General features: G+C 70.8%; 16 protein-coding genes, 5 tRNA genes and 2 pseudogenes. 10 read left to right on the top strand and 13 right to left on the bottom strand.

Features of this window, described 5'->3' with window-relative positions; all coding sequences use genetic code 11:
• Window positions 1-3: 3 nt before the first annotated feature.
• The 3 genes from VKA29_RS28370 to leuC all read right to left on the bottom strand — a co-directional run bounded on the left by VKA29_RS28370 (window position 4) and on the right by leuC (window position 2,531).
• Window positions 4-234 (bottom strand): hypothetical protein, encoded by a 231-nt coding sequence (locus VKA29_RS28370; RefSeq protein ID WP_324788841.1) that lies wholly within the window; start codon window positions 232-234, stop codon window positions 4-6.
• A 263-nt stretch (window positions 235-497) separates the two neighbouring features.
• Window positions 498-1,091, bottom strand: coding sequence for a 3-isopropylmalate dehydratase small subunit (gene leuD / locus VKA29_RS28365; RefSeq protein WP_324788840.1), 594 nt, complete (start codon window positions 1,089-1,091; stop codon window positions 498-500).
• Window positions 1,092-1,097: 6 nt separating this feature from the next.
• Window positions 1,098-2,531: a 3-isopropylmalate dehydratase large subunit gene (gene leuC, locus VKA29_RS28360; protein ID WP_324788839.1), complete on the bottom strand. Its 1,434-nt coding sequence runs from the start codon at window positions 2,529-2,531 to the stop codon at window positions 1,098-1,100.
• 188 nt (window positions 2,532-2,719) lie between these two features.
• Here leuC and ndgR point away from each other — a divergent pair, with 188 nt between their 5' ends.
• Window positions 2,720-3,436 (top strand): IclR family transcriptional regulator NdgR, encoded by a 717-nt coding sequence (gene ndgR, locus VKA29_RS28355; RefSeq protein ID WP_015036427.1) that lies wholly within the window; start codon window positions 2,720-2,722, stop codon window positions 3,434-3,436.
• 128 nt (window positions 3,437-3,564) lie between these two features.
• Here ndgR and VKA29_RS28350 read toward each other — a convergent pair whose 3' ends face one another.
• A complete protein-coding gene (locus VKA29_RS28350; RefSeq protein ID WP_324788838.1) occupies window positions 3,565-4,077 on the bottom strand; it encodes a DUF4188 domain-containing protein in 513 nt (170 codons plus the stop codon).
• 90 nt (window positions 4,078-4,167) lie between these two features.
• Between VKA29_RS28350 and VKA29_RS28345 the strand changes: the two genes are divergently transcribed.
• The gene (locus VKA29_RS28345; RefSeq protein ID WP_324788837.1) at window positions 4,168-4,812 is read left to right on the top strand and encodes a MerR family transcriptional regulator; all 645 of its coding nucleotides are present in this window, start codon (window positions 4,168-4,170) and stop codon (window positions 4,810-4,812) included.
• A gap of 58 nt (window positions 4,813-4,870) precedes the next feature.
• Here VKA29_RS28345 and VKA29_RS28340 read toward each other — a convergent pair.
• The 9 genes and pseudogenes from VKA29_RS28340 to VKA29_RS28300 form a co-directional block, all read right to left on the bottom strand.
• Window positions 4,871-4,943: transfer RNA gene (locus VKA29_RS28340), tRNA-Glu, on the bottom strand.
• 28 nt (window positions 4,944-4,971) lie between these two features.
• Window positions 4,972-5,043: transfer RNA gene (locus VKA29_RS28335), tRNA-Gln, on the bottom strand.
• Between the two features lie 20 nt (window positions 5,044-5,063).
• A tRNA-Glu gene (locus VKA29_RS28330) sits at window positions 5,064-5,136 on the bottom strand.
• A 28-nt stretch (window positions 5,137-5,164) separates the two neighbouring features.
• Window positions 5,165-5,237, bottom strand: a tRNA-Glu gene (locus tag VKA29_RS28325).
• A gap of 39 nt (window positions 5,238-5,276) precedes the next feature.
• Window positions 5,277-5,348, bottom strand: a tRNA-Gln gene (locus VKA29_RS28320).
• Between the two features lie 91 nt (window positions 5,349-5,439).
• A pseudogene (locus tag VKA29_RS28315) lies at window positions 5,440-6,170 on the bottom strand (HAD family hydrolase).
• 142 nt (window positions 6,171-6,312) lie between these two features.
• Window positions 6,313-7,836: a glutamate--tRNA ligase gene (gene gltX, locus VKA29_RS28310; RefSeq protein ID WP_324788836.1), complete on the bottom strand. Its 1,524-nt coding sequence runs from the start codon at window positions 7,834-7,836 to the stop codon at window positions 6,313-6,315.
• Window positions 7,829-8,605 (bottom strand): fumarylacetoacetate hydrolase family protein, encoded by a 777-nt coding sequence (locus tag VKA29_RS28305; RefSeq protein WP_324788835.1) that lies wholly within the window; start codon window positions 8,603-8,605, stop codon window positions 7,829-7,831. The genes gltX and VKA29_RS28305 overlap by 8 nt, the downstream gene beginning before the upstream one ends.
• Before the next feature lie 185 nt (window positions 8,606-8,790).
• A complete protein-coding gene (locus VKA29_RS28300) occupies window positions 8,791-8,976 on the bottom strand; it encodes a hypothetical protein (protein WP_324788834.1) in 186 nt (61 codons plus the stop codon).
• A 603-nt stretch (window positions 8,977-9,579) separates the two neighbouring features.
• On the opposite strand from VKA29_RS28300, the pseudogene VKA29_RS28295 reads away from it, so the two are divergent.
• From VKA29_RS28295 to VKA29_RS28260, 8 genes and pseudogenes are all read left to right on the top strand, one after another.
• Window positions 9,580-13,529, top strand: a pseudogene (locus tag VKA29_RS28295) (nitrate- and nitrite sensing domain-containing protein).
• A 9-nt stretch (window positions 13,530-13,538) separates the two neighbouring features.
• Complete coding sequence (locus VKA29_RS28290) at window positions 13,539-13,952, top strand: roadblock/LC7 domain-containing protein (protein WP_003973453.1); 414 nt, start codon at window positions 13,539-13,541, stop codon at window positions 13,950-13,952.
• 110 nt (window positions 13,953-14,062) lie between these two features.
• Window positions 14,063-14,458 (top strand): DUF742 domain-containing protein, encoded by a 396-nt coding sequence (locus tag VKA29_RS28285; RefSeq protein ID WP_108015325.1) that lies wholly within the window; start codon window positions 14,063-14,065, stop codon window positions 14,456-14,458.
• Complete coding sequence (locus VKA29_RS28280; RefSeq protein WP_115905688.1) at window positions 14,439-15,014, top strand: GTP-binding protein; 576 nt, start codon at window positions 14,439-14,441, stop codon at window positions 15,012-15,014. Before VKA29_RS28285 ends, VKA29_RS28280 begins: the two co-directional genes overlap by 20 nt.
• 377 nt (window positions 15,015-15,391) lie before the next feature.
• Entirely contained in the window at window positions 15,392-18,691 is a 3,300-nt protein-coding gene (locus VKA29_RS28275; protein WP_324788833.1) for a nitrate- and nitrite sensing domain-containing protein, read from the top strand.
• A gap of 10 nt (window positions 18,692-18,701) precedes the next feature.
• On the top strand, window positions 18,702-19,115 hold the full coding sequence (locus VKA29_RS28270) for a roadblock/LC7 domain-containing protein (RefSeq protein ID WP_004983065.1): 414 nt from the start codon (window positions 18,702-18,704) through the stop codon (window positions 19,113-19,115).
• 94 nt (window positions 19,116-19,209) lie between these two features.
• Window positions 19,210-19,773 carry a DUF742 domain-containing protein gene (locus VKA29_RS28265; protein ID WP_324788832.1) on the top strand — a complete coding sequence of 188 codons (564 nt, stop codon included), beginning with the start codon at window positions 19,210-19,212 and terminating at the stop codon, window positions 19,771-19,773.
• The gene (locus VKA29_RS28260) at window positions 19,754-20,335 is read left to right on the top strand and encodes a GTP-binding protein (protein ID WP_029183992.1); all 582 of its coding nucleotides are present in this window, start codon (window positions 19,754-19,756) and stop codon (window positions 20,333-20,335) included. Before VKA29_RS28265 ends, VKA29_RS28260 begins: the two co-directional genes overlap by 20 nt.
• Window positions 20,336-20,467 lie beyond the last annotated feature (132 nt).

Below are 20,467 nucleotides of genomic sequence, written 5' to 3'. Positions count from 1 at the left end.
TGATCAGCGTTCCTCTCCGGGGAATCGACCCTCGTCGAGGTCCGCGCGGAACCCCTCCAGCCGCCTTGCCGCGTCGGCGAGATCGTGCTTGGCCGCGGCCGTAATGGCCAACAGCTTCCGGGTCAGCGCCATCCGTACGCCCTCCGGGACTTGCAGTGCGCGCACCGTCGAGTGCGCTTCTTTCAGCTGGTCCGCGACTGCCGCATAGAGCTCGAGTTGGCCGTCGTGTTCCATGCACAGATTGTGCCATCTGGGGCAAGTTGTCGCCTGCGCAGGGGGCAACTCCCGCCCCGGACGGCCCTTTCGGCACCGGCACGAGCCGCTGTCGCAGCACCCGGTTACCCCGGCAACAAGCGTCCTAACCTGGGGAGTTGAGGGTTCCCGGAGGCAGGCGCAGCGCCGTCCGGGACCGGAAACGGCTGTACCCCCGATCGTGGCGATCGGGGGTACAGCGGGGAGTCGGAGGTGGCCGAAACCAGCTCTTGCGGAGCCGGAGGTCAGACCTGCAGCGTGCGCGGCTTGTACGAGGGCCGCTTCTGCTCGTAGGCCGCGATGTCGGCCTCGTTCTGCAGCGTGATCGAGATGTCGTCCAGGCCGTTCAGCAGCCGCCAGCGCGAGTTCTCGTCCAGGTCGAAGGAGGCGGTGATGCCCTCGGCGCGCACCTCGCGGTTCTCCAGGTCGACGGTGATCTCGGCCTGGGGGTCCGCCTCCGTGAGCTCCCACAGGGCGTCCACGATCTTCTGCTCCAGAACCACCGTGAGCAGGCCGTTCTTGAGCGAGTTGCCGCGGAAGATGTCCGCGAAGCGGGAGGAGATCACGGCCTTGAAGCCGTAGTTCTGCAGCGCCCAGACGGCGTGCTCGCGGGAGGAGCCGGTGCCGAAGTCGGGGCCGGCGACCAGGACCGTGGCGCCCTGCCGCTCGGGGCGGTTGAGGACGAAGCTCTCGTCCTTGCGCCAGGCCTCGAACAGCCCGTCCTCGAAACCGTCCCGGGTCACCTTCTTGAGCCAGTGAGCAGGGATGATCTGGTCGGTGTCGACGTTGGAGCGGCGCAGCGGGACGGCCCGGCCGGTGTGCGTGGTGAAAGCTTCCATGACTGATCAGACTCCAGCGGGCACAGATGCGGCGGTTGTGTCGGTCAGGTCGGCCGGGGAGGCCAGGTGGCCCAGGACCGCCGTCGCGGCGGCGACCTGCGGCGACACCAGGTGCGTACGACCGCCCTTGCCCTGCCGGCCCTCGAAGTTGCGGTTGGAGGTGGAGGCGGAGCGCTCGCCGGGGGCCAGCTGGTCGGGGTTCATGCCCAGGCACATCGAGCAGCCCGCGTGCCGCCACTCGGCGCCGGCTTCCTTGAACACGACGTCCAGGCCCTCGGAGACGGCCTGCAGGCCCACCCGCGCCGAGCCCGGGACGACCAGCATCCGTACGCCGTCGGCGACTTTGCGGCTCCGCAGGATCTCGGCGGCGGCGCGCAGGTCCTCGATGCGGCCGTTGGTGCACGAGCCTACGAAGACGGTGTCCACCTCGATGGAGCGCAGCGGCTGCCCGGCCTCCAACCCCATGTACTCCAGGGCCTTTTCGGCGGCGAGGCGCTCCGAAGCGTCTTCGTACGAAGCGGGGTCGGGGACGGACGCCGAAAGCGGCGCGCCCTGACCGGGGTTGGTGCCCCAGGTGACGAACGGCGACAGCGACGCGGCGTCGATCACGACCTCGGCGTCGAACTCGGCGTCGTCGTCCGTCCGCAGCGTCTTCCAGTACTCGACGGCCGCGTCCCAGTCGGCGCCCTCGGGGGCGTGCGGGCGGCCCTGGAGGTACGCGAAGGTGGTCTCGTCGGGGGCGATCATGCCCGCGCGGGCGCCGGCCTCGATCGACATGTTGCAGATGGTCATCCGGGCCTCCATCGAGAGCTTCTCGATGGCGGAGCCGCGGTACTCCAGGATGTAGCCCTGGCCGCCGCCGGTGCCGATCTTCGCGATGATCGCCAGGATCAGGTCCTTGGCGGTGACGCCCTCGGGCAGTTCGCCGTCGACCGTGATCGCCATGGTCTTCGGGCGGGCCAGCGGCAGCGTCTGGGTCGCCAGCACGTGCTCGACCTGCGAGGTGCCGATGCCGAACGCCAGCGCGCCGAAGGCGCCGTGCGTGGAGGTGTGCGAGTCGCCGCAGACGACCGTGGTGCCGGGCTGGGTCAGGCCCAGCTGCGGGCCGACGACGTGCACGACGCCCTGCTCGACGTCGCCCAGCGGGTGCAGCCGGACGCCGAACTCGGCGCAGTTCTTGCGCAGCGTCTCCAGCTGGGCCCGGGAGACCGGGTCCGCGATGGGCTTGTCGATGTCGAGGGTGGGGGTGTTGTGGTCCTCGGTGGCGATGGTCAGGTCGAGCCTGCGCACGCCGCGCCCGCTCTTGCGGAGCCCGTCGAAGGCCTGCGGGCTGGTCACCTCGTGCAGCAGGTGCAGATCGATGTAGAGGAGGTCGGGCTCGCCCTCGGCGCGCCGGACGACATGGTCGTCCCAGACCTTCTCCGCGAGTGTCCTACCCATCGCTTTCCCTCCGGCCGGCAAGAGTCCACCGGCCCAACTAGAGATCTTGAGGAGGCGGCACCCGCGCCCCTGTTCCGGGCGTCCGCCGCCGGGCCCTCACGTTCACGGGCCGCTGTGTCATCCAAGAGTGGCGCGTTCCACGGAAAATTGAACTTGCGTTTCACAGAGTGAGACGCGAGTATCGTTGCATGGACAACAGTAGCGGCGTGGGCGTTCTGGACAAGGCGGCCCTTGTCCTGAGCGCCCTGGAGTCCGGCCCGGCCACCCTCGCGGGTCTGGTGGCGGCGACCGGACTGGCACGACCGACGGCCCACAGACTCGCGGTCGCCCTGGAGCACCACCGCATGGTGGCACGTGACATGCAGGGCCGTTTCATTCTCGGCCCGCGCCTGGCGGAACTGGCCGCAGCGGCGGGCGAGGACCGCCTGCTGGCCACCGCGGGCCCGGTGCTGACCCACCTGCGGGACGTCACGGGCGAGAGCGCCCAGCTCTACCGCCGCCAGGGCGACATGCGCATATGTGTCGCCGCGGCGGAGCGCCTGTCCGGGCTGCGGGACACGGTCCCGGTCGGCTCGACGCTCACGATGAAGGCCGGATCGTCCGCGCAGATCCTGATGGCCTGGGAGGAGCCGGAGCGCCTGCACCGCGGCCTGCAGGGCGCCCGCTTCACGGCGACGGCCCTGTCGGGCGTGCGCCGCCGCGGCTGGGCCCAGTCGATCGGCGAGCGCGAGCCGGGTGTCGCCTCCGTGTCCGCGCCCGTGCGCGGCCCCTCCAACCGCGTGGTGGCCGCCGTGTCGGTCTCCGGCCCCATCGAGCGCCTGACGCGCCACCCGGGCCGGATGCACGCCCAGGCGGTCATCGACGCCGCGGCCCGTCTCTCGGAAGCCCTGCGCCGCACGGGCTGATCCGCACACGCCGGCTTCCGCGCCGACGGGACAGGGCGGCCTCAACGCCGCGGCAGCCCTGCCCCGACAGCGCGACGGCCGGCCCCCGGACGACCGCCCGGACGACCGGCCTCGCGGCGGGGGCGCCGCTAGGCGTCCCCGCCGCGTGCCTCCCCCCGGGCGAACCGCGCCGCGGCCGTCCGTCCCCGGCGCTCGATCGGCAGCACCCCCGTGGCCGCCGCGAGGCCGAACGCCGGCATGTCGAAGTAGATCGACTCGTAGGAGCCCTCGGGCACGACGTACGCCTCGTGCCACAGCCCCACGTGCCCGCGGACCTTCCCCGCCCGCTCCTTGCGGTTGACGATCCCCCACACCCGGTGGTGGAACATCTCCGGCGACGACGCGTAGGCGTAGAGCTTCTCCTTGGACTCCCAGTACTGGACGACGTAGTAGGTGCGCGGCGAGGCGGTCAGCAGGACGCGCCCCAGCAGCCCCCGGCTGCTGTCCCGGGCAAGCTCCCCCAGCATGCGGAACATCGACAGCATCACCGGGAGCCACTGGTGCACCGCCCAGAAGTGATTGACACGCATCCCGATCAGCAGGACCACCACATCGCCTTCGGCGGCCGCGGTCGTACGGCCCGGAATCGGCTTTGCGAACATGGGGCACCCCCGTGGTCCCTGATTGGATACCGGAACTATCCTTCTGTGCGGTGATTGGATAGTGACACTCCCCAAGGAGAGGCGCAAGAGGTGCGGCTGGCGGAACTGAGCAAGCGCAGCGGTGTGCCCATCGCGACGATCAAGTACTACCTGCGCGAAGGGCTGTTGGCGCCGGGCCGCCAGATCAACGCCAGGACCGCCGAGTACGACGAGGAGCATCTGCGCCGGCTGCGCGTGGTGCGGGCGCTCGTCCAGATCGGGCGGCTTCCGGTGGCGACGGTCCGCGAGGTGCTGGGGCACATCGACGACGACTCCCTGGGCCGGACGGTCCGGATGGGCGCGGCCCTGTGGGCGCTGCCCCAGGTGCCCGATCCGGACGGTGAGGACGAGTTCGTGGAGCGAGCGCGCGCCGAGGTGGAGCGGATGCTGGAGCGGCTCGGCTGGTCGAACGCGCAGGCGCTCAGCACCATCTCCCCCGCCTACCGCTCGCTGGTGACGGGGCTGGCCGCGTTCCGGCGGCTCGGCTACGACTGGGACATCGAACTGACGGTGCCGTACGCGCGGTTGATGCACCAGGTGGCCGTCCTCGACCTGGACTTCGTGGAGACGCACGCGTCGGAGGCGGAGCGGGTGGAGGTCGCGGTACTGGGGACGGTGCTGCTCGAACCGGTGCTGAGCGCCCTGCGGCGGGTCGCGCAGGAGGAGGAGTCGGCCCGCCGTTACGGCTTCGAGTGAGCGGCGGGCCGGGACACGACGAAGGCCCTCCACCTGAGTGGAGGGCCTTCGTGACGCGTACCCCCGACCGGATTCGAACCGGCGCTACCGCCTTGAGAGGGCGGCGTGCTAGGCCGCTACACAACGGGGGCGTGGACGCTGCGTTTCCGCAGGCCCGAGCTGGTCTACCTGGACTCGAACCAAGACTAACTGAACCAGAATCAGTCGTGCTGCCAATTACACCATAGACCAATGTGGTTTAGACCAGTCAGTACCCCCGACCGGATTCGAACCGGCGCTACCGCCTTGAGAGGGCGGCGTGCTAGGCCGCTACACAACGGGGGCCCTAGCGATCCCGAGTGATCGAGATCAGTACCCCCGACCGGATTCGAACCGGCGCTACTGCCTTGAGAGGGCAGCGTGCTAGGCCGCTACACAACGGGGGCTTGCGGATGTGATCCGCGCGTGCAGATGAGCTCTGCGAGCTGGCCTACCTGGACTCGAACCAAGACTAACTGAACCAGAATCAGTCGTGCTGCCAATTACACCATAGGCCACTGGAACGCAAGCCCCTACGGGGTTCTCGTTCTAGTTCACTCCCCCGGTTTCCGGCCTTTCGGCCCGCTCCCCGGCGGCGCAGGAAGAACATTACCCGAAGGTGGACGGGGCTCCAAAACGAGTTCCGCGCCGAGGATCGCCGGGAGTTCCGCGAGGGAGGCGATCCGGCGGGGACCGCGGAACGTGCCGGCGTCCGCGTACACGCCGCCGCGGTCGATCCACACCGACAGCAGTCCGGCGTCGGCGGCGCCGCGCCCGTCGATCTCGGGGTGGTCGCCGACGTACGCGACCTCGTGGGGGGCCAGGCCCAGGGCGTCGCAGGCGGCCAGGAAGGCGGCCGCCGCCGGCTTGGAGACGCCGAGTTCCGCGGCGCACAGGATGGTCTCGAAGCGGTCGTGCACACCGAGCACGCGCAGCTTGTGGTCCTGGACGGCGAGGCTCGAGTTGGACAGCACGGCGTGCCGGTGACTGGCGGAGAGGGCGTCGAGCACGGGCAGGACGTCCGGGAAGAGGGCCCAGGCGGCCTCGTAGTGGCGTACGTAACGCTGGAACCAGGCGTCGGCCTCGGCGTCGGTCAGCGGCTCGTCCAGGAAGACCCGCACGCGCTCGCGGCGCTGGCCCTCGAAGGTGGTCTCGCCGGCCGAGAACCTGGCCCACTGCTGGTCGGTCACCCGCCGCCAGTGGGCGAGGGCCTGCTCGGCGGTGCCGTACCGGTCGAGCCGGCCCTCGGCCGCCAGGTGGTCGCGCATGCCGACACGGTCCGCTGTCGTGTAGTCGAAGAGGGTGTCGTCGACGTCCCAGACCACGGCCCGAATGCTCATGCTCCGACGGTAACCCGGCCGGGGCGGAGGCGTCCGGGAAACGGCTCGGTCGTGGGCGCCCCGACGCGCGCCCGCCCGCGCGCGCGTGCGGAAGCGGAAGGGCGGCGGCCGTGTCGGCCGCCGCCCTTCACACGCGCGTGCGTCACGCCGCGAGCTTCTCCAGGGCGGCGTCGATGCGGGCCAGCGTCGCGTCCTTGCCCAGGACCTCCAGCGACTCGAACAACGGCAGGCCGACCGTGCGGCCGGTGACGGCCACCCGGACCGGGGCCTGGGCCTTGCCGAGCTTGAGGCCGTGGGCCTCGCCGGCGGCCAGCACGGCGTCCTTCAGGGACTCGGCGGAGGTCCAGTCCGCGGCCTGGAGCTTCTCCCGCGCCGTGCGCAGCAGGGCGTCCGAGCCCTCCTTCATCGCCTTCGTCCAGCTCGCCTCGTCGAAGACCGGCTCGGACAGGAACAGGAAGTCGACGTTGTCGGTGATCTCCGACAGGACCTTCAGGCGGGTCTGCGCGTGCGGCGCGATGGCCTGCCACTTGGCCTCGTCGAAGTCCTCCGGCGCCCAGGGGGCGAACGGGGCCCGCAGCCACGGCGCGCAGCGCTCCGTGAAGTCCTTCACGTCCAGCAGGCGGATGTGGTCGGCGTTGATCGCCTCGCACTTCTTGAGGTCGAAGCGGGCCGGGTTGGGGTTGACGTCCGCGATGTCGAAGGCCGCGACCATCTCCCCGATCGTGAAGATGTCCCGGTCGGCCGAGAGCGACCAGCCCAGCAGCGAGAGGTAGTTGAGCAGGCCCTCGGGGAGGAAGCCGCGCTCGCGGTAGAGGTTGAGCGAGGACTGCGGGTCCCGCTTCGACAGCTTCTTGTTGCCCTCGCCCATGACGTAGGGGAGGTGGCCGAACTCGGGGACGCCCTTGGCGATGCCCAGCTCGATCAGCGCCTTGTAGAGGGCGATCTGGCGCGGGGTGGAGGAGAGCAGGTCCTCGCCGCGCAGGACGTGGGTGATCTCCATCAGGGCGTCGTCGACGGGGTTGACCAGCGTGTACAGCGGGGCGCCGTTGGCGCGCACGATGCCGTAGTCCGGGACGTTCTCCGGGAGGTAGGTGATCTCGCCGCGCACCAGGTCGGTGAAGGTGATCGTCTCGTCGGGCATCCGGAAACGGACGATGGGCTCGCGGCCCTGGGCCCGGTACTCCTCGACCCGGTCGTCGGTGAGGTCACGGCAGTGGCCGTCGTAGCCGGACGGCTTGCCGGCGGCGCGGGCGGCCTCGCGGCGGGTGTCGAGCTCTTCCTGCGAGCAGTAGCAGTGGTAGGCGTGGCCGGCCTCGATCAGCTTGGCGGCGACGTCCTTGTAGAGGTCCATGCGCTGCGACTGGCGGTACGGCGCGTGCGGGCCGCCGACCTCGGGGCCCTCGTCCCAGTCGAAGCCGAGCCAGCGCATCGCGTCGAGGAGCTGGTCGTAGGACTCCTCGGAGTCGCGGGCCGCGTCGGTGTCCTCGATGCGGAAGACGAGGGTGCCCTGGTGGTGCCGGGCGAACGCCCAGTTGAACAGGGCGGTGCGCACCAGGCCCACGTGCGGGTTACCGGTGGGCGAGGGACAGAAACGGACGCGTGGGGGTACCCCCTGGTCGAGCGGGGTCGAGGACTTGGGGGAGGAGGAGCCGGATGCGCTAGCCACGCTTGACAACCTTGTTGGTGAGAGTGCCGATGCCTTCGATGGTGACGGCGACCTCGTCGCCGACGTTGAGGGGGCCGACCCCCGCGGGGGTGCCCGTGAGGATCACGTCGCCGGGGAGCAGCGTCATGGCCTCGGAGATGTTGACGATCAGATCCTCGATGGGGTGGATCATCTCGCTGGTGCGGCCGAGCTGGCGCTGCTGGCCGTTGACCGTGAGCTGGATCGTCAGGTCGCTCGGGTCCAGGTCCGTCTCCACCCAGGGACCGAGGGGGCAGGAGGTGTCGAAGCCCTTGGCCCGGGCCCACTGCTTCTCGCGGCGCTGGACGTCGCGGGCGGTGACGTCGTTGGCGCAGGTGTAGCCGAGGATCACGTCCTTGACGCGCTCGCGGGGGACCTCTCGGCACATGCGGCCGATGACCACGGCCAGCTCGGCCTCGTGGTGCAGTTCCTCGGAGAAGGACGGGTACGCGATCTCGTCGCCGGAGCCGATCACCGAGGTGGACGGCTTGAAGAAGGCGAAGGGCGCGTCCGGTACCTCGTTGCCCAGTTCGCGCGCGTGCTCGGCGTAGTTGCGGCCGAAGGCGACGACCTTGTTGGGGAGCACCGGGGGCAGCAGGCGGACCTTGTTCAGCGGGACCTTCGTGCCGGAGAGCTCGAAGTCCGCGAACGGGATGCCCTTGATGATGTCGAGGACGAGCTCGTCCGGCCTGTCGCCCTCGACCGCGCCGAAGGCGACGTTCCCGTCGATGGAGAATCTGGCGATGCGCACGGGATGCCTGCGCCCCTTAACTGAACCGACTGGAGTCTGACGCTCCAGGCTAACGCGGCAACAAGGCGGGGACCTCGCGCGTCACGGCGCGAGCCCCGGAGGCGGCATGGCCTCCGGGGCTCGCGGTGACCGGCCGGATAGGGTGATCGGCGGCCGGCGCGTGCTGAATCGCGGGCCTGCTCCGCCTACTCGGCGGCGGCCGCGACGGGCACGTCCATGAGGACGGTGCGCCTGGGGTTGGCGGTCTGGGCGGGGAGTTCGACGGGGTGCTCCGGCTGCTCCGGGGTCTGCAGCTCGTCGGCGTCCTCGAGGTGCGCCAGCGTCGTGCGCCGCGGGTTGGCTGTCGTGCGGAACATCATCGTCGTCTTCACGGTTGTAGTCGACCTTGTCGTGTACGGGCACCCGCGTGCGGCGAAAGCCCCATCCCGGGCACGGTTGTCAAAGTGTTACGTCCTGTAAACCGTCAGGCTAAACATGCAATTCCCTTCGGAAGCCCCGGGGAAGCCGTGATCACCGTGTGAGTTTGCTCACTGCACCCGCGGCAAACCGGTCAATTCCGGCCTGCAACCCACCGGCCCGAAACGGACATTGACCCCCTGAAGCCACCTTTCCGCTCCTGATCATGGCGACTGGGACACGAGTCACCACCGGACGACTCGCGGGCATACGTCCGATATTAACCGGATCTCCTTCTACGTCCGGTGACCCGGCACTCACAACCTGTCACGTGCGTCACGGCATGGCCCACGGGCCTTGTTGGAGATCCTGCACTGTGCTGGAATTCCACGGACCGCCGCAGGGTCGAGCCGGCGCGCAGGGGGCGCAACGCAGCGCCGAGTGGCGGCGAGACAGGGGGAGCCAGCGCCGGTCACTCACGACCACCCGGGGGGCGTTTTCAGGGCGTTCCCCACAACGCCGACACCGTGTCCCTCCGTTCACCCGGAGGGGCGCCTGGTCCAGAGGTTGCGACGCTAGTGCAGGGACGTTTCAAGAGGGATAACGGCGCTTCGGCTCAGCCGGAGCCGCACGGCGGGACTGGCCCCATGGCCGGCAGCTCCTCGCCCCAGCACGCCCAGAACCCGGGCCCGGCCCCGTCCGGCGACGGCGGCGACCGTGCCGGGCGCCCCGGCCCGACGGCGTCTTCCGGGTCCGCCGGCCCCACCGCCGCGCCGGCCAGGACGCCCACGGGCCCGAGCGGCCCGGGGTCGCGTGTGGCCCTGCGCAACTGGCGCATCTCCACGCGTCTGGTCTCGCTGCTCGCGCTCCCGGTGGTGGCGGCCACCTCGCTGGGCGCCCTGCGCATCAGCGACAACATGGACGACATCCAGCAGCTCGACAACATGAAGCTGCTGACGGACATGACCAAGCAGGCCACCGAACTGGCCGCCGCGCTCCAGGACGAGCGCGACCAGTCAGCCGGCCCCCTCGCGCACGGCTCCAAGGCCAGTGCGTACACGGTCAAGGGCTACCGGGACAAGACGGACCGGTCCGTGACCAACTTCAAGGACGCCGCGGAGGAGATCGACACCTCCAGCACGGCGAACGGCCAGCTGCTCGGCGTCCGCGAGACCCTGGTCGGCCTCGTCCGCGACCTGGGCGACCTGGCGAAGATACGCAACTCCGCCTACGGGGCCCAGGACAACTCGACGCAGACCGTCGAGTCCTACCACCGCCTCATCACCAACCTGCTGGACCTCTCCCAGGACATGGCGGAGGCCACCAGCAACCCCGAGATGATCCAGCGCACCCGCGCCCTGGCGGCCTTCTCCTCCGCCAAGGAGTACGCGTCGGTGCAGCGCGCGGTCCTCGCCGCGGCACTGCCGGCCAACAACAACACCGTCGGCGACCTGTCGGAGAACGACCGCCTCTACGCGCAGTCCGCGCTGGCCAGCCAGACCTCCGAACTGCGCACCTTCAAGAGCCTCTACGGCACCGAGAGGGCGGCCGCGCTCCTCAAGCCCATCGAGGAGAACAACGCGTCGATCAAGGCCACCGACACCTACGCCAGCCGGGCGCTGGCGAGCAAGGACGGCCTGTCCGACCTGCAGAAGCGGTCCTACCAGGACTGGGTGGACGACAGCTCGACCAAGATCGAGCAGATGTCGAAGATCGAGCACACGCTGCTCGAGGACATGGAGCAGAAGGCGCGCGAGCTGCGCAGCGCCTCCGAGCAGGAAGCGATCATCTCCGGTGCGCTGATCCTGCTGGTGCTCGGTGTCTCGCTGGTCGGTGCCTTCGTCGTGGCCCGGTCCATGATCCGCTCGCTGCGCCGGCTGCAGGAGACCGCCACCAAGGTCGCCCAGGAACGCCTGCCCGAGCTGGTCAAGCAGCTGTCCGAGGCCGACCCGCAGGACGTCGACACCTCCGTCGAGTCGGTCGGTGTGCACTCCCGGGACGAGATCGGCCAGGTGGCCGCGGCCTTCGACGACGTGCACCGCGAGGCGGTCCGCCTCGCCGCCGAGCAGGCCCTGCTGCGGGGCAACGTCAACGCGATGTTCACCAACCTCTCGCGCCGCTCCCAGGGTCTGATCCAGCGCCAGCTGTCGCTGATCTCCGAACTGGAGTCCCGCGAGGCCGACCCGGACCAGCTGTCCTCGCTGTTCAAGCTCGACCACCTCGCGACGCGCATGCGCCGTAACGGTGAGAACCTCCTCGTCCTCGCCGGTGAGGAGCCCGGCCGCCGCTGGACCCGCCCGGTCCCGCTGGTCGACGTGCTCCGCGCCGCCGCGTCCGAGGTGGAGCAGTACGAGCGCATCGAGCTCGCCTCCGTGCCCACCACCGAAGTGGCCGGCCGGGTCGTCAACGACCTCGTGCACCTGCTCGCCGAGCTGCTGGAGAACGCGACCTCCTTCTCCTCCCCGCAGACCAAGGTCAAGGTCACCGGTCACGCGCTGCCCGACGGCCGCGTGCTGATCGAGATCCACGACACCGGCATCGGCCTCTCCCCCGAGGACCTGGCGGCGATCAACGAGCGGCTCGCCTCGCCGCCCACCGTGGACGTCTCCGTCTCCCGCCGCATGGGCCTGTTCGTGGTCGGCCGCCTCTCGCAGCGCCACGGCATCCGCATCCAGCTGCGCCCGTCCGACTCCGGCGGTACGACCGCGCTGGTCATGCTGCCGGTCGACGTGGCGCAGGGCGCCAAGAAGCCCGCTCCCGGCGGCAAGCCCGGCGCCCCCGCGCCGAGCGGCGGTCCGGCCGCCGCGCAGGCGGCCGCGGGTGCCGCCGCGGCACGCCGGCAGGCCGCCGCGCAGAACGGTGGCGGTTTCGGCGGCGGTGCGCTGGGCGCCGGTCCGGCCGGTGGCGGTGCCCTGGGTGCCGGTGCGGCCGGTGGCGGCCGCCTCGGCGCCGGCCAGGGACCGCGGGCCGCGCTGCCGGGTGCGGGCGGTCGTCCCGGTGCGCCGGGCGGACCGCGTGGACCGCAGGGCCCCGGGGTTCCCCCGCAGGGCCGGCCGGCTCCGGCCGCCGGCGCGGGCGCCGGGTTCGGCGGCCAGGCGCCGGGTGCGCCGCAGGGCCTGCAGGCGGCGGGCAGCGGCCAGGACGCCTTCGGCGGCGGTCGCGGCCCCGTGCCTCCGCAGTTGCCGGACGCCGGGGACGCGGGCCGGGGCGGCCCCGAGCGGCAGGGCGGACGGCGCCACGGGCGCCGGGCCCAGCTGCCCGGCCGCGGCGCCAGCCCGCGCGCCGAGCTGCCCGGCGGCGACCAGCAGCAGCCCCGGGTGCCCAGCTGGAGCGACGAGAACGCGCAGCCTCCGGTGGAGCGCGCCTCGCTCGACGCCCCGCGCGGACACGACGAGCAGGACCCTGCCCAGACCTCCCGCATGCCGCGGATCGACGACCGGCAGGGCCCCGGCTCCACTTCCGAGTTTCCCCGCCCTGACTTCGGCGCCCCGGCGCCCAGTGGCCCGCAGGACACCGGCCAGTTCCCCCGCCAGGACTTCGGCGCCCCCGCACTCGACGGCCCGCAGGACACCGGCCAGTTCCCCCGCCAGGACTTCGGCGCCCCCGCACTCGACGGCCCGCAGGACACCGGCCAGACGGCCCGCAGGACACCGGCCAGTTCCCCCGCCAGGACTTCGGCGCCCCCGCACTCGACGGCCCGCAGGACACCGGCCAGTTCCCCCGCCAGGACTTCACTCCTCCGGCACCCGCGGTGAACTCGCAGCAGAACACAGGCCAGTTCGTCCGCTCGGACGTCTTCGGCACCCCGGCCGCCCAGCACGGCCAGAACAACCAGCACAACCCGAACAACCCCGCCAACACGGGCCAGTTCGCGATACCGCAGGGCTACGACGACGGCTCCACCGGCCAGTTCCAGCGGCCGGGCTACGACGGCTCCTCCACCGGACAGCACGCGCTGCCCGGCCGGCCCGAGCAGGGCGGCACCGGGCAGTTCGAGCGGCCGCAGGTGGGCGGGGGCCGTGGCGGCGCCGACTTCGGTGCCCCGCGCACGCCGGTGCCTTCGCGTCCGCAGCAGCCCGAGGCGCTCCCGCCGGCCGGACCGGGCGACGGCCGCACCCCGCTCTACGACACGCTGGAGACCAACTGGTTCCGCGGCGGCCGGCAGGCACAGGGCGAGCCCGCCCAGCCCGCGCAGCAGCCGCAGGCCCCGGCGGCCCCCCAGCGTCCCGGAACCGCGGCCTGGCGCACCTCGCCGAACGACGACCTCGTCCGGCAGGCCGAGCGGGTACGGCAGCCGGCCGCGGGCGGCGTCACCACCTCAGGCCTGCCCCGCCGGGTACCCCGGGCGAACCTCGTCCCGGGCACGGCTCAGCAGCAACAGCACCAAAGCGGTCCGCAGGTCTCGCGTTCGCCTGACGACGTACGCGGCCGGCTGACCAACCTCCGTCGGGGCATCGCGCAGGGTCGCCAGGCCGGCACCGGCCAGACCGGCAGTTTCCCGAGCCCCACTCACCAGCAGGAGCGTTAGTTGAGCCAGATGAGCCAGGCGGCACAGAACCTCAACTGGTTGATCACCAACTTCGTGGACAACACCCCCGGGGTGTCCCACACCGTCGTCGTGTCCGCCGACGGACTCCTTCTGGCGATGTCCGAAGGCTTCCCCCGCGACCGCGCCGACCAGCTCGCGGCCGTCGCGTCCGGGCTCACCTCGCTGACCGCCGGGGCGTCCCGGATCTTCGAGGGCGGCAACGTGGCACAGACGGTCGTCGAGATGGAACGCGGGTTCCTGTTCCTGATGTCCGTCTCGGACGGTTCGTCCCTGGCCGTGCTCGCACACCCCGAGTGCGACATCGGCCTGGTCGGCTATGAGATGGCCCTGCTCGTCGACCGTGCAGGTGCGGTCCTGACGCCGGACCTGCGCGCCGAACTACAGGGCAGTCTGCTGCACTGATCGGCCCAGAACCACCCCGTTCACCAGATCACCGTCCGGCCGCCACGATCCCCCCACCGGCCCCGTCAGACGGCTAGCCCGACCGACTTGCTGTCCCGCCCGGAGGATTCATGACCCCGCCCACCGCCTCTCATGATCCGTACGCGGAGCCGTACGAGGATGAGGGCGACCAGCCGCTGGTACGTCCCTATGCGATGACCGGCGGCCGGACCCGGCCGCGTTATCAGCTCGCCATCGAGGCGCTGATCAGCACCACGGCCGACCCGGCAGCGCTCATGGGGCTGCTCCCGGAGCACCAGCGCATCTGCCACCTGTGCCGTGAGGTGAAGTCGGTCGCCGAGGTGTCGGCGTTGCTGGCCATGCCGCTGGGCGTGGCACGGATTCTCGTCGCTGATCTGGCCGAGGCCGGTCTCGTCGCCGTTCACCAGCCTGGTGGCGACGAGACGACCGGTGCGCCCGACGTGACACTGCTCGAAAGGGTGCTCAGTGGACTTCGCAAGCTCTGAACCGAGCCGGGCCACCACGTCCGCCAAGATCGTGGTGGCGGGTGGCTTCGGCGTCGGCAAGACGACCTTCGTCGGCGCCGTCTCGGAGATCAACCCGCTGCGCACGGAGGCCGTCATGACGTCCGCTTCGGCGGGCATCGACGACCTGACGCACACCGGGGACAAGACCACCACCACGGTGGCCATGGACTTCGGCCGCATCACGCTCGACCAGGACCTGATCCTGTACCTGTTCGGCACGCCCGGCCAGGACCGCTTCTGGTTCATGTGGGACGACCTGGTGCGCGGCGCGATCGGCGCGGTGGTGCTCGTGGACACCCGGCGTCTGGCCGACTGCTTCCCGGCCGTCGACTACTTCGAGAACAGCGGGCTGCCGTTCGTCGTCGCGCTCAACGGCTTCGACGGACACCAGCCCTACGCCCCGGAGGAGGTGCGCGAGGCGCTGCAGATCGGGCCGGACACCCCGATCATCACGACCGACGCGCGACACCGTGCGGATGCAAAGAGCGCGCTGATCACACTGGTCGAGCACGCCCTGATGGCTCGCCTGCGGTAGTACCTCAAAATGGCAGCCGCTTACCGCAGTTGTCGTAGGAACACCGGAGCCGGCTGTGGCCTTTGACACGGTCGGCCCCGGTGTTCATAACGGTTTGACAGAGGAATCGGGAGATGCGGCCACGCGTCGCGGTCGATCGGTGCCGCTGTGTCCACCTCGGCCCCGTCATTTGACGGGGCTCGCTCTTTATGACCGTTTTATCTGTGACTTACATCGGAGCGAACCGGTTCGTTCCACTGTTTGGAAGACCGCAGGTCGACATGCTGGAATGCCTGAACTGCCCAATAGTCAATGACGTACTCATCAGTCGATGAGGAACGGGCTCTGAGAAACTGCGGCACAACGTAGGTGCCGACCGCCGAGAGGTTGTTGGTCGAGTGAGGCGAAGCAAGAACGGTCCCGAGCCGTCGGCGCGGGGCAACTTCACCCCGCCGCCGCGCGGAGCGGCGCCCGCCCCTGTGCCCGGTTCGGAACCGGCGGCCACGCCCACCGCGAACGGCGGCCGCCTCGCTCCCCGCAACTGGCGGGTGCCGACCCGGCTGAACGCCATCCTGCTCATACCCGTGCTGGTCGGCCTCGTCATGGGCGGCTTCCAGGTCAAGAGCTCGATCGACACCTGGCAGGACGCCGAGGACGCCCAGGCCACCGCCCGCCTGGTACGCGCCTCCCTCTCCTACGCCGACGCCCTCTACAACGAGCGCGACATCACCGCGGCCCCCCTGCTGAAGGGCAAGGCGCAGACCCCCAAGGACAAGGCGACCGTCACCGAGGCCCGCGCCGCCACCGACAAGGCCGCCGACGCCTTCGACGAGGCCGCCCAGAACATGCCGCAGAAGGCGGGCCTGCAGCGCCGTCTGAGGCTGTTCCGTGCCGAGGAGCCCGGCCTGCAGTCGCTGCGCGCCGTGGCGTACACCTCCAAGCTCAGGGGCGTGCAGACCGAGGAGGGCTACCTCAAGGTCGCGCACCCGCTGTTGGAGTTCGCCAACGAGCTGGGCCTGGGCACCGGCAACATCACCTCCTACGGCCGTACCGTCTACGCGATCTCGCTCACCAAGTCCGCGCTGTCGCTGGAGCGCGCGATCGGCATGCACCTGCTGATCAACCCCGGCCCCCAGCCGCAGGACCTGGCCAAGCAGCGCGTCGCGCTGTCCTCGTACGCCTACCTCGAGCGCATCGCCATCGAGGAGTACAAGGGCGGCGGTACCGCGCGGGACGCCCAGAACCTCGTCGACGCCCAGGCCAGGATGAAGGCGGACGGCGCGGCGATGGCCAAGCAGGCCGCCGAGCAGGCGAAGGCCCAGGGCAAGACCTATGTGCCGCCGCCCTCCGGGTCCACGGCCATGGTCACCGCCCTGGCCACGCTGCAGAGCACCGACGCCACCGAGCGTGCCGCGCTCGCCCGGCAGGGCATCACGGCGGAGAACTGGTGGGCGGTCAACACACTCAAGTTCAACGGGTACCGCCAGATCGAGGCGGACATGGCCGACAAGGCCGTGAACGAGGCCTCGGACATCGCCGCCACCGCCAACCGGGACGCCCTCATCACCGGTGCCGTCGTCGTGGTGGCCCTGCTGCTGGCGTTCATCCTGGCCGGCGCGGTCGCCCGCCAGATGAGCCGCTCGATGCGCCAGCTGCGCAACGCCGCGTTCGGCATCGCCGAGCAGCGGCTGCCGATGCTGGTCGACCAGCTCTCGCGCACCGACCCGGGCCGGGTGGACACCCGCGTCCAGCCGATCCCGATCACCACCCGCGACGAGATCGGCGAGGTCGCCCGCGCCTTCGACCAGGTCCACCGCGAGGCCGTCCGGCTCGCCGCCGAGCAGGCCCTGCTGCGGGGCAACATCAACGCGATCTTCACCAACCTCTCGCGCCGCAACCAGTCGCTGATCGAGGGCCAGCTGACCCTGATCACCGACCTGGAGAACAACGAGGCCGACCCCGACCAGCTGGAGAACCTCTTCAAGCTGGACCACCTGGCCACCCGCATGCGCCGCAACGGCGAGAACCTCCTGGTCCTCGCGGGCGAGGAGCCCGGCCGCCGCTGGGACCAGCCGGTGCCGCTGGTCGACGTGCTGCGCGCCGCGTCCTCGGAGGTGGAGCAGTACGAGCGCATCGAGCTGTCCGGCGTCCCGGAGGCCGAGATCCACGGCCGCGCCGTCACCGACCTCGTGCACCTGCTGGCCGAGCTGCTGGAGAACGCCACCACGTTCTCCTCGCCGCAGACCAAGGTCCGCGTCACCGCGACCCGGCTGCCCGACGGCCGCGTCATGATCGAGATCCACGACAAGGGCATCGGCCTGACCGCCGAGGACTTCGCGGACATCAACCACAAGCTGGCCAACCCGCCGACCGTGGACGCCGCGATCTCCCAGCGCATGGGCCTGTTCGTGGTCGGCCGGCTCTCCGACCGGCACGGCATCCGCGTCCAGCTGCGCCCCTCCGGCGAGCAGGCCGGCACCACCTCGCTGGTCATGCTGCCCGACGCGATCACCCACGGCGGCGGCGGCGAACAGCAGCCGGCCGTGAACGAGTTCACCGTCTCGCAGATCATCCCGGAGCAGAACTTCCAGGGCGGCGAGGACTTCAGCCAGCAGCCGCTGCGCACGGCCGCCGAACTCGGCTTCGACGACAGCCGCTACGCGGAGGTCCCGGACGACATCCGGGAGCTGGACCCGGTCGGCCGCTCGCTGATGCGCGAGGAGCGCCGGGCGGCGCTGGAGGCCCAGACGCAGGGCCAGCCGGGCGACCAGGAGGCCGACCGGGCCCAGGCGTACGCCGACGCCTTCGACGCGCAGCCCGCCTACGGCAACGGCCAGGGCTACGCGGAGCAGCAGGCGACGTACGAACAGCCGCAGCAGGCACCGTACGAGCAGCCGCAGCAGGCGACGTACGAGCAGCCGATGGCGTACGAGGAGCAGCGCCAGGCGCCGTACGGCGAGCAGTACTACGCGCCGAACGGCCAACTGCCGCAGAACGAGAGCTTCTCCGACGGCTTCCCGGTGAACGGCGGCTACCCCGACGCCGCTTATGCGGAGCCCCGCCGGGACGAGCACGCCACCGCCCACCCGGCCGCCCCCGGGTCCTTCCCGGCGTTCGAAGAGCGGCGCCACCAGGATGACTGGCCGCAGCAGGACGACTACCGGAACGGCTACCCGGACCAGTACGCTCCGGAAACGGAATCTGCGCAGGCCGCTGACGTGAGCGAGGCCGACCGCGTAGGCTTCGACCGTCCGGGACCGGCCCCCTCCGCCGTCCACGAGCTGACCGACGCCGGGCTTCCCCGCCGCGGATCCACCGCGGCAGGTTCGAACGGCGCGCGGCCCGTGAACACGGATGCGCCGGCTTCCGACCCGGCTTCCCGGAGCGACGGCGACGGCGGCTTCTGGCGCTCGGCGAACGACGAGCGCTGGCAGCAGGCGGCGCAGCTGAAGAAGCCCAAGGCGGGCGGGGTCACCTCCTCCGGCCTGCCGCGGCGGGTACCCAAGGCCAACCTGGTCGAGGGAGCCGCCGAGAGCACCCCCCAGGGAGGCCCACAGGTCTCCCGTGCCCCGGAAGACGTCCGGGGCAGGCTGAGCAACCTGCGTCGGGGCGTCCAGCGCGGACGCAACGCCGGGGCAGGCAGTGAAACGAACGGCCAGGGCTTCGGTCCTGACAGCACCTACAACCAGGAGCGTTAGTGTGAGCCCGATGAGCCAGGCGGCACAGAACCTGAACTGGTTGATCACCAACTTCGTGGACAACACCCCGGGGGTGTCCCACACGGTGGTGGTCTCCGCCGACGGACTCCTTCTGGCGATGTCCGAAGGCTTCCCCCGCGACCGCGCCGACCAGCTCGCGGCCGTCGCCTCCGGTCTGACGTCTCTGACGGCAGGCGCCTCCCGGATCTTCGAGGGCGGCAGCGTGAACCAGACGGTTGTGGAGATGGAGCGGGGATTCCTCTTCATCATGTCCATTTCCGACGGTTCGTCGCTCGCCGTTCTCGCGCATCCGGAGGCGGACATCGGTCTCATCGGGTACGAGATGGCCCTCCTGGTGGACCGTGCAGGAACGGTTCTGACGCCGGATCTCCGTGCGGAGCTCCAGGGGAGCCTGCTCAACTAACAGACAGACCGTGCGTTTTGGCGTCCCGTGGCCGTAAGGTTTCGGGACGCGGCTCCACACGGACGGGTGCCCGGCACAGTCGGAGGAGGAGAAAGTGGCAACACCCCCAGGCGGTTCGCATGCGGGCAACTGGTCGTACGGTCCTGCCCAGGGCCAGAACGACGGTTCCCAGAACCCGAACCGTTACGACTTCCCCTCCGCGCCGTACGCCCCGCAGGGTCCCGGCCCGTCTCCGTACGACCAGCCGCCCGCGCCGCGCATCCAGCCCGTGCAGCCGCATCGGCGCTCCCCCGAGCCCGCTCCGGCCGGCGGGGCCTCCAACCCGTTGGTGCGTCCGTACGCCATGACCGGCGGCCGGACGCGCCCGCGCTACCAGCTCGCCATCGAGGCGCTGGTGCACACCACCGCGCAGCCGCACCAGATGCAGGGCCAGTTGCCCGAGCATCAGCGGATCTGCAACCTCTGCCGGGAGATCAAGTCGGTCGCCGAGATCTCGGCGCTCCTGACGATCCCTCTCGGCGTGGCCAGGATCCTCGTCGCCGACTTGGCGGAGGCGGGCCTGGTCGCCATCCATCAGCCCGGCGGCGACGAGAGCGCCGGCGGCCAGCCAGACGTGACACTGCTCGAAAGGGTGCTCAGTGGACTTCGCAAGCTCTAGCGGCGGTCCTTCCCGCTCCACCACCTCCGCGAAGATCGTGGTGGCGGGCGGCTTCGGCGTGGGCAAGACCACGTTCGTCGGCGCCGTCTCGGAGATCAACCCGCTGCGCACAGAGGCCGTCATGACGTCCGCTTCGGCGGGCATCGACGACCTCACCCACACCGGGGACAAGACGACCACGACGGTCGCCATGGACTTCGGACGCATCACCCTGGACCAGGACCTGATCCTGTACCTGTTCGGCACGCCCGGCCAGGACCGCTTCTGGTTCATGTGGGACGACCTGGTGCGCGGCGCGATCGGCGCGATCGTCCTGGTGGACACCCGCCGTCTCGCCGACTGCTTCCCGGCCGTCGACTACTTCGAGAACTCGGGTCTCCCCTTCGTCATCGCGCTCAACGGCTTCGACGGCAACCAGCCGTACTCGCCGGACGAGGTCCGGGAGGCCCTGCAGATCGGCCCCGACACCCCGATCATCACCACCGACGCCCGCCACCGCGCGGACGCCAAGTCGGCGCTGATCACTCTCGTGGAGCACGCGCTGATGGCCCGCCTGCGGTAGCGGCGGACCGTGCGGCCACCGGGCTGCCGCGGACGGCCGGGAGCCGTCCGCGGCAGGGACGCCGTGTTCGTCGACCCCGCCCGACGCGGCGGACGCGGCCGCGTCTTCGACCCGGAGGCCTACTCGCCCCCG

The sequence above is a fragment of the Streptomyces sp. H51 genome, from assembly GCF_035656535.1.
In the GTDB taxonomy this organism is placed as follows: Bacteria; Actinomycetota; Actinomycetes; order Streptomycetales; family Streptomycetaceae; genus Streptomyces.
The sequence above is the reverse complement of the archived record's forward strand: the minus strand, read 5'-3'. Positions and strand labels throughout refer to the sequence as shown.

What these genes read in the sequence shown, in the direction of transcription:
- VKA29_RS28370 (WP_324788841.1), bottom strand. Translation starts at nt 234, where the DNA reads ATGGAACACGACGGCCAACTCGAGCTCTATGCGGCAGTCGCGGACCAG.
- leuD (WP_324788840.1), bottom strand. Translation starts at nt 1,091, where the DNA reads ATGGAAGCTTTCACCACGCACACCGGCCGGGCCGTCCCGCTGCGCCGC.
- leuC (WP_324788839.1), bottom strand. Translation starts at nt 2,531, where the DNA reads ATGGGTAGGACACTCGCGGAGAAGGTCTGGGACGACCATGTCGTCCGG.
- ndgR (WP_015036427.1), top strand. Translation starts at nt 2,720, where the DNA reads ATGGACAACAGTAGCGGCGTGGGCGTTCTGGACAAGGCGGCCCTTGTC.
- VKA29_RS28350 (WP_324788838.1), bottom strand. Translation starts at nt 4,077, where the DNA reads ATGTTCGCAAAGCCGATTCCGGGCCGTACGACCGCGGCCGCCGAAGGC.
- VKA29_RS28290 (WP_003973453.1), top strand. Translation starts at nt 13,539, where the DNA reads ATGAGCCAGGCGGCACAGAACCTCAACTGGTTGATCACCAACTTCGTG.
- VKA29_RS28285 (WP_108015325.1), top strand. Translation starts at nt 14,063, where the DNA reads ATGACCCCGCCCACCGCCTCTCATGATCCGTACGCGGAGCCGTACGAG.
- VKA29_RS28270 (WP_004983065.1), top strand. Translation starts at nt 18,702, where the DNA reads ATGAGCCAGGCGGCACAGAACCTGAACTGGTTGATCACCAACTTCGTG.